The sequence below is a fragment of the Bacillus sp. DX4.1 genome (genome assembly GCF_030348195.1).
In the GTDB taxonomy this organism is placed as follows: domain Bacteria; phylum Bacillota; class Bacilli; order Bacillales; family Bacillaceae_G; genus Bacillus_A.
In genome coordinates, this window is record NZ_JAUCFT010000008.1 from 4271658 (window position 1) to 4284411 (window position 12754).

Consider the following 12754-nt stretch of genomic DNA (forward strand, 5'->3'; position numbering starts at 1 on the left):
AATAAGTAAGAAATAGTACTGCTTATCCATTTCATTATTTATTTGTTTCTATTATGTTATTTACATGTGTTTCAGTAAATGCTTTCGCATAGGTGAAAATTTCATCTCGTTCATACTCATTAAATAGCTCATGATAACATTTCGGCCATTCTTTGTATGTTTTATCATTTATTTTCAGCCTATCAAACCATTCACGGACACGTGTTTTATCTACAAGTTTATCCTCACACGCCTGCATTAGCAAGAGCGGAACATCTGGAAATTCAGCTATTTTTTCATGAGCAATTTCAATAGATTTTATCAATTCACTATACCAACGAACTGACACTTTACGCAAGAACAATGAATCATTTTCCATCGCATCTCGAACTTCTTTATTTCGCGTAGACATTTCTACTGTAATATGAGACTGAAATTGCATTTTCGGTGCGATGACATTTAACACTTTTGAAATTGCGCGAAGCGGTGCTGCTGGTACAGATAACACCCCTAAGCACGGGGAACTTAATAGGATACCTTGTATATCATCCATCTTAGTTTCTTCCATCATACGGATTGAAATTAATCCGCCCATACTATGTCCGAATAAAAAAATAGGTAACTTATATTTTTTCGCTTCTGTTACCCAAGTTTTGACTTCCTCTATGTATTCATCAAACGAATCAATATGTCCTCTATTTCTTGAAGTTGTTCCATGAGCTGGCAAGTCACCCATTACCACATGATAACCGAAATGGTTCCACATTTCAGCAAACGCCTCATAACGTCCGTGGTATTCCATCGCACCGTGTACAATGACGAGCACAGCTTTCGCCTCTTCTGCTTCATAGTTCCACATGAAAAATCCTCCGTTTCACTCCGTATTGTAATTTGTTACACTAAGAATAGTTTCTAGGAAAGGAAGGCTTTATATGATATATCCTTACAAAGATAAAAATCCGAAAATTGCGAGTAGTGCTTTTATCGCTGACTACGTTACTATTACAGGCGATGTGACAATTGGCGAAGAATCAAGTATTTGGTTTAATACGGTTATCCGTGGTGATGTTTCCAAAACGATAATTGGAGACCGGGTCAATGTACAAGATCAATGCACGCTTCATCAAAGTCCGCTCTATCCTCTTATTTTAGAAGATGATGTGACAGTTGGACATCAAGTCATTTTACATAGCTGTACACTAAAAAAAGATGCTTTAATCGGGATGGGGTCCATTATTTTAGATGGTGCTGAAGTTGGTGAAGGTGCTTTTATTGGTGCTGGTAGCTTAGTTTCACAAGGCAAGAAAATCCCTCCCAATACACTGGCATTCGGCCGTCCAGCAAAAGTGATTCGTGAATTAACAGACGAAGACCGTAAAGATATGGCGCGCATCCGTCGCCAATATGTAGAAAAAGGACAATATTATAAATCACTGCAAAAATAAAGTGAAACTTTGAGCAACGGAGCGTTTTCTTCATCCCTACAGATCGATCATTAGCCCTCACTCATCGGGATTTTACGGGCAGTTTCTCCGCCATCTTAAACTTCTTTACTTCTTGCAGAACTTTAAGGTGGATGATTACTGCTCTTTAATGCGGGATAGTCTCTATCGCTGCCGTTATATCGGCAGCTTTTTTTCTTGATAAAACTCTACCTTTTCTTTACAAAACCTTATTATTCCCTCAATAAAATCTTATTAAAATAAAAGATAAGATTTCAATATATATAAACGAGGAGGAGAGATTTCGTGAAGGTAAAATCCGTCAGCTCCTTATATAAAATAGAATGTTACATTTTCAAGGGAATTAATCGTTACTTTGAGCAAAAAGTATTAAACGTCTTTTTTCGTACCATTACACATATCGGCGGGGCTCGTTTTTCCATCTCGCTCGCTTTATGCTTTCTTTTATTTTCAAAAGGCTCTTTGCATGGTGCTGCAATTGCAAGTGCAATTGCATTAGCACTCAGTCATATTCCAGTACAAATTTTAAAAAGATGGTACCCGCGTAAACGGCCTTATTTAACAATTCAAGATGCAAAATATCCATTACATCCATTAACTGATCATTCTTTTCCATCCGGTCACACAACAGCTATTTTTTCATTTATCGTTCCTTTCATTTGTTACGATCCAAATTTGTTTATTTTTCTACTTCCATTAGCAATTAGTGTAGGCGTTTCCCGCATTTATCTTGGGCTTCATTATCCATCAGATGTATTTGTAGGTATGTGTTTAGGCACATTTGCTGGCATTATTTCTTTTTATCAATTCATTCCGTTTTTTATATAATGAAAAGCTCTGAGAATATTTCTGTCAGAGCTTTGTAAAGGAGAGATTTGATGAGACTCGCCATATTTACCGATACATTTACACCACAAGTTAATGGCGTTGCAAAAACACTCGATCGCTTGACTCATTTTTTACAAAAGCAAAACATCGCCTATTCCGTATTTGCACCGCAACATACAGCAGAAGATGATTTTGTAGCCAATGTGAATAAAATGAAAAGTATTCCGCTAAAAGTACTCTATCCAGAATGTCGCTTCGCTTTTCCAACCCCACGCATCAAGCGGGAACTTCTCCATTTTCAGCCTGATATTATTCATGTTGCCACTCCTTTTAATATGGGACTGTGCGGCATGTATTACGCAAAAAAATTAAACATCCCTCTTGTCGGTTCCTATCACACCGACTTCGATGCGTACTTACAATATTATAAAATCGAATTGTTTTCCAATATGTTATGGAACTATTTAAAGTGGTTTCATAGTACCATGCAAAAAAACTTCGTCCCATCTCATGAAACATTGCAGCAATTAAAACAAAAGGGATTTCACAATTTACATATATGGAGCCGCGGTGTTGATTGCTCTATATTCCATCCAGGGTACAATAAAGAAGCATTTCGAAAAAAATATAATATTACCGCACCCTATATTCTTTCCTATGTCGGTCGCATCGCACCGGAAAAAGATATCAACACACTTCGTACACTCATTCAAACAACAATAAAAGAGAGAGAAAATGATATTCATTGGCTCATTGCAGGAGATGGCCCTCTTGCGGAAGAATTGCGTGAAGCAGTACCAAGTGCAGTAACGTTTACTGGATATTTACAAGAAGAACAGTTGGCAGAGGCATATGCTTGCTCTGATATGATGGTCTTTCCCTCTGCAACAGAAACATTCGGCAATGTTGTGCTCGAATCACTCGCATGCGGTACCCCTGTTATTGGTGCAAATGCGGGCGGTGTTAAAAATATTATTACAGAAAGAAAAACTGGTTTCCTCTGTGAATCTAAAAATCCAGATTCATTTTTATCATCTATTTATACATTGCTAGATAACATAGAAATGCGTACAGAAATGCAGATAGCGGCTAAATCCTATGCTGTAACACAAAGCTGGGATGAGATTTTTAATGACTTAATTATGCAGTATGAAGACGCCCTCCAACAAAATAAAACAGAATTACTCGCATAATGAAACAAGGAGCTGATAAGCTCCTTGTTTCATTATGCCAATAGATGATTAACTTCACCTTTTATTTTGTAATCGAACATATTCTTCCTTTGTATTTACATTTAAAAACAACTCTTTTGGCAAATGTAACTCTTCCTCCATCACATACTGTACATTACATTGTGATAAAAGTTGCCCCATACTTCTTTTTTCTTCGTTCAACAATGCATACACTTTGTCCTTTACCTGGTGATGATATGCGGCTAAAAGCGGTTGTTTTCTTCCATCTATAATGGGAACAATCGCCTGACATTCTTCATTCATTCGTGCTACTAACGCCATTGCCCACTCTTTTGAAACATTCGGCGTATCGCACGGGGTAATAATGTACCACTCTGCCTCCACGCACTCCATTCCTGATATAATTCCTGCAAGTGGACCGTTTCCTTTATATAGAGGAATATCTTCTACTACTTGTGCATGAACTAAAGTAGTGATTTGCTCTTTCGTATCAGCATGACTAATAATTACCAGATCTTGCACGACTGATTGCATCACCGTAGCAATATGCTCTATAAATGTTTGACCTTGCCAAACTGCCAATGCTTTCGGTTCTCCAAAACGCCGGGATTGCCCTCCCGCTAAAATAATTCCTGCAATACGTTTCATTGACGGTTCAACTCAAATGTAATGTGCCCCAGCTCTGGCAAGATTAATTTGTTCATTGCAAGACGAACCGCTCCTGTTGAACCTGGCATAGAAAAGACAACTTTTCTTCCGATTGTTCCGCCAATTGCCCTACTTAGCATTGCTGCACTACCGATATCTTCTAAGTAACTAATCATTCTAAATAACTCACCAAATCCAACAATTTCCTTATCTAATAATGCCGAAACAGCTTCAATCGTCACATCACGTTTTGTAATACCTGTTCCTCCATTTGTTAACACAACATCTACATCTTCTTGCCCATAACCTATTAATACCGCCTGCCTAATGCTTTCTTTATCATCTTTTACAATTTCATAAGCTGTCACTTCATGACCAGCTTCCATTAATAACTCGTGTAATAATTTACCGCTTTTATCTGTTTCTTCTGTTCGTGTATCAGAAATTGTAATGATTTTGCAACGAACCTGTGCAGGTGCCTGTTTTTTATGTTCTGTAACGCTCATTGTCATTCTCCCTCTCTTATGAACTTCTCTAAAGTTTATCATAAACCATACACCCGCTAACAAATGTGCGGCACATCACAAAAATAGAAATATCTACAAAGTCACTAAAATACCATGATACAATATCAAATATCCAAAAAAAGGTATTTTTCACTAATCCAAACTACACTTCATGCGTTGGATTAGTGAAAAGAAATAACAATGAGGTGAAGTAGAACGATATGACGATAAGTGATAGGATAATCATCACTTTAAAAACATATAGGCAAGACAACTTCATGTACTTCTATAAATAAAAGAAGCTTTGCGCCCAGCGCAAAGCCTCTTTCTTCTTATATTATAGACTAGCTTGCTCTTTTAAATCTGCTGCTTTGTCTGTACGTTCCCATGAAAGGTCTACATCAGTACGTCCGAAGTGGCCGTAAGCTGCTGTTTGTTTGTAAATTGGGCGACGTAAGTCTAACATTTTGATAATACCAGCTGGGCGAAGATCGAAGTTGCTACGTACTAGTTCTACTAATACATCTTCAGATACTTTACCAGTGCCGAATGTATCAACTGAAATTGATACTGGTTGCGCTACGCCGATTGCGTATGCAAGTTGTACTTCTGCTTTTTCAGCAAGACCAGCTGCTACGATGTTTTTCGCAACATAACGAGCTGCGTATGCTGCAGAACGGTCAACCTTTGTTGCATCCTTACCAGAGAATGCACCGCCGCCGTGACGAGCATATCCACCATAAGTATCAACAATAATTTTACGTCCTGTTAACCCAGCATCCCCTTGCGGTCCACCGATTACAAAACGGCCAGTTGGGTTAATGAAGAATTTCGTTTCTTCATCCATTAATTCTGCTGGTACTACAGATTTGATTACGTGCTCTTTTAAGTCGCTATCGATTTGTTCCCATGTAACTTCTGGATGATGTTGTGTAGAAATTACAATTGTATCGATACGTACTGGTTTACCATTTTCATCATACTCAACTGTAACTTGCGTTTTACCGTCTGGACGTAAATATTCTAATGTTTCATCTTTACGAACCTCCGTTAAACGACGAGCTAATTTGTGAGCAAGTGAGATTGGAAGTGGCATTAATTCTTTTGTTTCATTACATGCGAAACCAAACATTAAACCTTGATCACCCGCACCAATTGCTTCAATCTCTTTATCAGTCATTTGACCTTCACGCGCTTCTAACGCTTGGTCAACACCCATTGCGATGTCAGCAGATTGCTCATCGATAGCTGTTAAAACTGCACAAGTTTCTGCATCGAATCCGTATTTTGCACGCGTATAGCCGATGCCTTGAATTGTTTCGCGAACGATTTTTGGAATATCTACATAAGTAGAAGTTGTAATTTCTCCCGCTACCAATACTAAACCAGTTGTTACTGTTGTTTCACAAGCTACACGTGCATTTGCGTCTTTTGCTAAGATCGCGTCTAAAATTGAATCAGAAATTTGGTCACAAATCTTATCTGGATGTCCTTCAGTTACAGACTCAGATGTGAACAGATGACGTTTTTTTGTCATGGGGTAAACCTCCCTACAGTAATTGTATATATTGTACGGAACTCATCCTTAATTTGCCACAAACTGCGACATTCATATATTCTCCCACAAGTATAAAGAAAAACCTTTCCTATTTATAATAGAGGAAAGGTTTAATTTGCTACTTGCATACTGCTTTTTGCCCTTTACTCTTATCGTTCGAGACCAATAAGCCTCGCACAGGTTTTAGCACCTATTCACTTGTTTTTACCGTACAAGTGAGGTTGCTGGGCTTCATCGGGCCTGTCCCTCCGCCAGCTCGGGATAAGAGAGTATCCGTCCCAACCTATACTAAAGAAATGATATTTATTTGTCAATTAATATTCACATATTCCTACAAGTTTTTCATATTTTTTATCGAATAAAATATCTAGAAAAGCAATAATACATTCGCACAAACAAAAACAAATAAATAGTATACATTATTTATATAATTGTGTTATACTCTTGATGGGGATTACGAGAAATAATTCATTAAATAAAAAAAGGATGGTATGTAACTATGAGTACTGTGAATGTCCAAATTGGATTACATGAATTACTGAACGGAAGCAATGCACAGGTTCAACTAAGTGTTCCACAATTAGTGGAAAAAGTACTAATGAGAAATGAAGGAAAATTAACTTCTACTGGTGCAGTTTCTGCTTCAACAGGAAAATATACAGGACGTTCTCCTAAAGATAAATTCATTGTGAAAGAAGCATCGGTTGCGGATAAAATTGCTTGGGGACCTGTGAATCAACCGATTTCTGAAGAACATTTTAATAAATTATATACGAAAGTATTGGAATACTTAAAAGAAAAAGAAGAATTATTCGTATTTAAAGGATTCGCTGGTGCTGACCATAACTATCGTCTTCCAATTCAAGTTGTTAACGAATACGCATGGCATAATTTATTCGTACATCAATTATTCATTCGCCCAACTGAAGAAGAAGAAAAAAATCATGAAGCACAATTTACAATTGTCTCTGCACCAAACTTTAAAGCAGATCCAGAAATTGATGGTACAAATTCTGAAGCATTTATTATGGTGTCTTTTGAAAAACGTATCGTATTAATCGGTGGTACTGAGTATGCTGGAGAAATGAAAAAATCAATCTTCTCTATTATGAACTTCTTACTTCCAGAACAAGACATTCTTTCTATGCACTGCTCTTCAAACGTAGGTGAAGAAGGTGACGTTGCTTTATTCTTCGGTTTATCTGGAACTGGTAAAACAACATTATCTGCTGATCCACACCGTAAATTAATTGGTGATGATGAACACGGCTGGTCTGATAACGGCGTATTCAATATTGAAGGCGGTTGCTATGCAAAATGTATCAACCTTTCTGAAGAGAAAGAACCACAAATCTTTAATGCCATTACATTTGGATCTGTTTTAGAAAACGTTGTCATTGATGAAAATACACGTATTGCAGACTATAATGATACAGCATTAACAGAAAATACTCGTGCTGCATACCCAATTCATGCGATCGATAATATCGTATTACCAAGCGTTGCAGGACATCCTAATACAATCATTTTCTTAACAGCTGATGCGTCTGGCGTATTACCTCCAATCAGTAAATTAACAAAAGAGCAAGCTATGTATCATTTCTTAAGCGGTTACACTAGTAAACTTGCTGGAACAGAACGTGGTGTTACATCTCCGCAAGCTACATTCTCAACTTGCTTCGGTTCTCCATTCTTACCGCTTGATGCATCTCGTTATGCAGAAATGCTTGGTGAAAAAATTGAGAAACATGATGCAAAAGTGTTCTTAGTTAACACTGGCTGGACTGGCGGCGAATATGGCGTTGGTAAACGTATGAACTTAGGTTACACTCGTGCAATGGTGCAAGCTGCATTAAACGGTGAGCTTGATAACGCTGAAACAGTGAAACATGACATCTTTGGTCTTGAAGTACCACTTCATGTACCAGGTGTACCTGATGAAGTATTAATGCCTCAACAAACATGGGCTGATAAAGCTGCTTACAACGCAAAAGCAAATGAGCTTGCAGGTAAATTCCAAGAAAACTTCAAGAAGTTTGATACCGTTTCTGAAAATATCATAAAACTTGGTGGCCCAATCGCTTAATTTGAATTTTACTGTTGAAATACCCCTTACTCATATGAATAAGTATGCTGTTATTGTAAAGTCTGCGTACTCACCGACAAAACCCATGCGGCTTTGCAATCACACACACTTAGATAAAAAAGAGGCTTACGAAAAACTCGTAAGCCTCTTTCTTTTATTTATCCCCCATTAACAGGTAGTAATACCCCCGCCTTAAAATTCTGCAAGAAGCAACGAAGTTAAGTGGGCTAAACCGTCCGTAAAAGCCCTATTGGTGAGGGCTAATAATCAGTCGGGAATGTCCCCCACCGATCAAAGTTTCACTTTATTCTCATCTTTCATACTGTAATATCCTAAGTTAATCACAATTAAAAAATAACCACCCATAATCCCAACAGCAAATGCCCACATGACCATATGGTGTTCAATTTCATACATAATAACAGCACCTAGTATTGCTGCAGCAAATCGATTAATCATACCTAGTGATGGTGCTTTGCTCTTTTTTACAATACTATCTCCAAGCTTTTCAATACGTCTTCCTAAAATCCAAACACAATACATACTAACAAGTAAACCAATTCCTATACCTAAAAAATGAGCAGAAAAAGGTGTGATTGCCCATCCTAATAACATAGCACCTAACAAATAATACATTTGTACTTTAAATGCTCGTAATGACATACTAATCATGCGATTCTCCTTTACAACTATCATCAGATCTTATCTGTTACGTTCAAAAGAAAAAACACTATAAACATAGTTTTTATAGTGTTAAAATATTTTTCGAAAATAATATTATACAAGATTTCTTTTATGAACGTAGGGCGAATTGTGACGTTTTTGCAAACATTTTTTCTAGATTCATAAAAAAAAAGATATCAATCTATAAAAAAGTGGATATGATGTAGTAAGTACAAAACGAAAGGGGGCGTATGATGATTTACCTTTTAATAGCTCTCATTCATTTTCTCATTCCGGCACTTATTGGATTAACTTTATATTGGTACACAAAAAACCATAGCATTTTCTATGCAGTCCTCGGTGTTCTTCTTACTGGTATGATACTCATCGCATTTTTCCGCTTACCTTTTCTCAACTTAATTCCGTTTATTACCTCTATTTTGTTTCTAATTTTATTACCTAAAATAAAAAAATAGGAAAGCAGATCATTTCTGATCTGTTTTCCTATTTTGATATATTTTCTTGTATAACTGGCTGTTCTTCCAACTTTTCAGACTTCACAAACCATAATCCGAGAAAAATAATACATCCGCCAATGATTTGCTGCAATGATATTTGCTCTTTTGCCCATACAGCCGCAAATACAACCGCCACAAGCGGTGTAATATACATATACACCATCGTATGAGACGCACCGATTTTTTGAATCCCTACATACCACATGACTAGCCCAAATACCGTTACAAAAAAAATAGAATATAATAGCGCGAACCATGTAATTCCATTTTCAATCCGAAACGGCAACCAAACAATATACCACCCGCTCAGTATAACGAGCGGAATCGCCCCAACAACAGCTGACCATGCAGTCACGCGCAGTGCCGAATACTTTTTGATAAGTGGCGCTGCTAATACTGGGTACAGTCCCCAACAAATAGATGTAATAAGCCCAATTCCATTTCCGTAAAAAGATTGCGCCAGCGAATGTCCAGCCACTAAAACCAGTGCCGCACCAATACAAGCTGTAACAGAACCAACTAATTTTCGTGAGGAAAATTTCTCTTGTTTCAAAAAAATTGCAAACATCGTTGTAAAAATAGGTGAAATAGAAATGAGTAACGAAGCGTTCGTCGCGGAAGTATATTTGATGGTCTCCATAAATAATGTTTGATACAATATTATACCAACAATACTAACAACAATTAGTCTTGGTACGTCTCTTCGCTCCATGTACAATGATTTTTCAATATAAAATGTAAGCAATAATAATAGCGGTGCTGCTGAAACCATACGGAGTGCGGTAAACTCAACCACCGTAAACTCCTCGAGTCCATATTTCCCAATCGTATAATTCACACCCCAAATGATGACAACACTTAACAGTAATAATTCAATCCCCCATTTTCTCATGTGCAATCCCCTCCGCAAATAAAATTATACAGAAAATTCAATCTAGTGTACATTTTATTAACTATATAAATTCATTTTGATTTTTCGACATATAAGCCGTGGCTATAGATAACAAAAGGTGACCTGCACTCGTTTCCTTTCTTTGTTTTCACTGTGTCTGGGGCAGGAAAAGGATCTGACCGCTTCTATGCATGGCCGGATGCTCTCTCCCACCTAAAAAGAAGGGGTTTATGTCGTTTTTTTAATTTGTATTTATATAACAAAGTTTCATAAGAAAAAGGAGCACACAATTCGCTCCTTCTAAATCAATTACACTCTAATATGAAGTTTCATGTTTGGATTATAAAATTGACTCGAGCTTTTTAATTGAAAATGCCCCCCTGATTCATGCAAATCAACAGTCAAGTTATCATCCATGAAAACAAGCTTTGTTCGATCCGCAATAAACTGGAACTTGTTTGATGCAATATCCACATCACGCTCATCTTTTTCTGATACAGCAACTAAGTCAATAATCCCACACATTACACAGCCGCATCCTTCTGTATCGTAAAATAATTTTATGTAGTTTGCCTCACTTGGAATCGTATCCACAATTTTTTTATATGCTGCATCTGTTACGGTAACATTCATATATTATTCCTCCTACGTCATTACATAGCACTTCTTATATTGTACCATCCTTTTTGTGAATTCTATCCGTTTATTGTATACAGAAAATTAAGACTAATATACAATATATGTCATACAGTGAAACTTTAATCAGTGGGGGTTTTCTCCATCTCCCACTGATTATTAGTTGAACCAATCGGGCTTTTACGGACAGTTTATCCCCCACCTAACTTCTTTGCTTTTGCTGAATTTTGAGGTGGGGGTATTACTGCCCGTTAATGCGGGATAAAGGAGGATGTACAATGTCAACTTTACAAGAAGTACAACACGCATTAGATGATTTATTTCAAATTAGAAAGTACGGAAAGGACACTGCCTTCAGCTGCTTTATTCCTGCTGTATATGATTCAATTAAGTTCCCTTGGCAACAATTCTTCGAAACTGATTTTGTTACTTATTTTAACGGTCTAATGATGAAAGGTGCCGAAACAGTAAATACCATCTTTTTAGCAGTATTCCCAACAGATGATGTCCTTGAAAAGTTTATCACGCAGGCTCAGCCAGGAGATCTATTGTTTATGCATCATCCACTTGTTATGGAATGCGGTGATCCACTTGGAAAATCAGGTAGAGGCTTTGTCTCCATCCCGCCTCGCTACCTACAGGCTATCAAGGAAAAAGAACTATCTGTATACACATGTCACGTTCCTATGGACCACCATCAAACTTACGGAACAAGCTTCGCTATTGCCAAAGCACTGCAAGCACATGTAGTAGATGGATTTTGCTACAACGGAACGGATGAACCAGTTGGACTAATTTGCGAAATCTCTGAAACAACAACGAGTGTTCTTGAGCAGCACCTACAAGAAATGTTTGAGATTCCATATATAGACTTTGAAGGAAAAAGACACGAAGCAATTACGAAAGTTGCCATTATTGCTGGATGTGGTGATAAAGTTGATCTACTAAAAGAAGCAGAAACAAAAGGGGCGCAAGCATATATCACAGGAGAAATTCATTGCCATATCGATAACAAATATGGACGATATCAATATTCATTAATTGAAGATTATGTCACACAAACGAATATGTCACTCATTGGTGTTTCCCATTCCGCTTCTGAATACTTAGTGAAGAAAACATTGATGCGAGACTGGTTTATACAAAATTTCAATGCAGACACTGTTTTACTACCCCAGAAAAAATGGTGGTATTAAATGCGTATCCGAATATTCTTATTCAGTATCATAGCTGTTGCGTGTTTTCTGTTAAGCGCATGTACAAATAATCCAGATGACAAAATAAAGAAAGCCGTATGGGATCAATTATCTGAACATCATAAAGAAGAAGTAGTTGGTGACTGGAAAAATGCTAAAGTTACAATCGAAGCATTGCAATCAGGAATATCTTCTGTAAAAGATTCATCTTATATTGGAAAAGAAGTATACCGCGTCTCCTTTTCATCCAATCGCTCTCCAAGTCTAGGTAATTTAGATGCAATTGTTGATATGGAAACAAAGAAAGTAATTGGGTTTAGTATGCGAGACTAATTGGAGGAGTTTATGAAATATATACTCGCGAATTTTTAAATTCACATAATTTTCAATACTAAACTCATGCAAATGTTGCGACCTGTTATATACTAGACTTATAAGTTCCTAAGTAACACTCCCTGTTAAACTGTTTTGTTTAATTACCCTGTTATCCAATATAACCAAAAAAAGAACTTGTAGATATGCTACAAGTTCTTTTTTTGGTTATATTTTAATGATCCTAATATCATAAAAAAACATCTTATTAAGGAT

14 protein-coding genes and 1 riboswitch are annotated in these 12754 nt (G+C 37.0%); of the genes, 7 read left to right on the forward strand and 7 right to left on the reverse strand.

Features of this window, described 5'->3' with window-relative positions; genetic code table 11:
- Positions 1-34 precede the first annotated feature (34 nt).
- Positions 35-838, reverse strand: coding sequence for an alpha/beta hydrolase (locus QUF99_RS24745; RefSeq protein WP_289373649.1), 804 nt, complete (start codon positions 836-838; stop codon positions 35-37).
- A gap of 73 nt (positions 839-911) precedes the next feature.
- Here QUF99_RS24745 and QUF99_RS24750 point away from each other — a divergent pair, with 73 nt between their 5' ends.
- The 3 genes from QUF99_RS24750 to QUF99_RS24760 all read left to right on the forward strand — a co-directional run bounded on the left by QUF99_RS24750 (position 912) and on the right by QUF99_RS24760 (position 3463).
- Entirely contained in the window at positions 912-1424 is a 513-nt protein-coding gene (locus QUF99_RS24750; RefSeq protein WP_289373650.1) for a gamma carbonic anhydrase, read from the forward strand.
- Between the two features lie 303 nt (positions 1425-1727).
- Positions 1728-2270 carry a phosphatase PAP2 family protein gene (locus QUF99_RS24755; protein ID WP_289373651.1) on the forward strand — a complete coding sequence of 181 codons (543 nt, stop codon included), beginning with the start codon at positions 1728-1730 and terminating at the stop codon, positions 2268-2270.
- Between the two features lie 50 nt (positions 2271-2320).
- The gene (locus QUF99_RS24760) at positions 2321-3463 is read left to right on the forward strand and encodes a glycosyltransferase family 4 protein (RefSeq protein ID WP_289373653.1); all 1143 of its coding nucleotides are present in this window, start codon (positions 2321-2323) and stop codon (positions 3461-3463) included.
- A gap of 54 nt (positions 3464-3517) precedes the next feature.
- Here the strand turns inward: QUF99_RS24760 and QUF99_RS24765 are convergent, their stop codons facing one another.
- The 3 genes from QUF99_RS24765 to metK form a co-directional block, all read right to left on the reverse strand.
- Positions 3518-4111 carry a molybdenum cofactor guanylyltransferase gene (locus QUF99_RS24765; RefSeq protein WP_289373655.1) on the reverse strand — a complete coding sequence of 198 codons (594 nt, stop codon included), beginning with the start codon at positions 4109-4111 and terminating at the stop codon, positions 3518-3520.
- Positions 4108-4617 (reverse strand): MogA/MoaB family molybdenum cofactor biosynthesis protein, encoded by a 510-nt coding sequence (locus QUF99_RS24770; RefSeq protein WP_289373657.1) that lies wholly within the window; start codon positions 4615-4617, stop codon positions 4108-4110. Before QUF99_RS24770 ends, QUF99_RS24765 begins: the two co-directional genes overlap by 4 nt.
- Positions 4618-4954: 337 nt before the next feature.
- On the reverse strand, positions 4955-6154 hold the full coding sequence (gene metK, locus QUF99_RS24775; RefSeq protein ID WP_289373659.1) for a methionine adenosyltransferase: 1200 nt from the start codon (positions 6152-6154) through the stop codon (positions 4955-4957).
- 167 nt (positions 6155-6321) lie between these two features.
- Positions 6322-6443, reverse strand: a riboswitch (SAM riboswitch).
- A gap of 231 nt (positions 6444-6674) precedes the next feature.
- On the opposite strand from metK, the gene pckA reads away from it, so the two are divergent.
- Positions 6675-8261: a phosphoenolpyruvate carboxykinase (ATP) gene (gene pckA / locus QUF99_RS24780; protein WP_289373660.1), complete on the forward strand. Its 1587-nt coding sequence runs from the start codon at positions 6675-6677 to the stop codon at positions 8259-8261.
- A gap of 291 nt (positions 8262-8552) precedes the next feature.
- Here the strand turns inward: pckA and QUF99_RS24785 are convergent, their stop codons facing one another.
- Entirely contained in the window at positions 8553-8933 is a 381-nt protein-coding gene (locus tag QUF99_RS24785) for an ATP synthase subunit I (RefSeq protein ID WP_289373662.1), read from the reverse strand.
- Between the two features lie 245 nt (positions 8934-9178).
- Here QUF99_RS24785 and QUF99_RS24790 point away from each other — a divergent pair, with 245 nt between their 5' ends.
- Complete coding sequence (locus QUF99_RS24790) at positions 9179-9400, forward strand: hypothetical protein (RefSeq protein ID WP_289373663.1); 222 nt, start codon at positions 9179-9181, stop codon at positions 9398-9400.
- A gap of 28 nt (positions 9401-9428) precedes the next feature.
- Here the strand turns inward: QUF99_RS24790 and QUF99_RS24795 are convergent, their stop codons facing one another.
- Together QUF99_RS24795 and QUF99_RS24800 are read right to left on the reverse strand one after the other, a co-directional pair.
- Positions 9429-10334, reverse strand: coding sequence for a DMT family transporter (locus QUF99_RS24795; RefSeq protein ID WP_289373664.1), 906 nt, complete (start codon positions 10332-10334; stop codon positions 9429-9431).
- 309 nt (positions 10335-10643) lie between these two features.
- Entirely contained in the window at positions 10644-10967 is a 324-nt protein-coding gene (locus QUF99_RS24800) for an iron-sulfur cluster biosynthesis family protein (RefSeq protein ID WP_289373666.1), read from the reverse strand.
- A gap of 281 nt (positions 10968-11248) precedes the next feature.
- Between QUF99_RS24800 and QUF99_RS24805 the strand changes: the two genes are divergently transcribed.
- Both QUF99_RS24805 and QUF99_RS24810 read left to right on the forward strand, forming a co-directional pair.
- Entirely contained in the window at positions 11249-12166 is a 918-nt protein-coding gene (locus QUF99_RS24805; protein ID WP_289373667.1) for a Nif3-like dinuclear metal center hexameric protein, read from the forward strand.
- Positions 12167-12499 (forward strand): hypothetical protein, encoded by a 333-nt coding sequence (locus QUF99_RS24810; RefSeq protein WP_289373669.1) that lies wholly within the window; start codon positions 12167-12169, stop codon positions 12497-12499. It abuts the gene before it with no gap.
- Positions 12500-12754 lie beyond the last annotated feature (255 nt).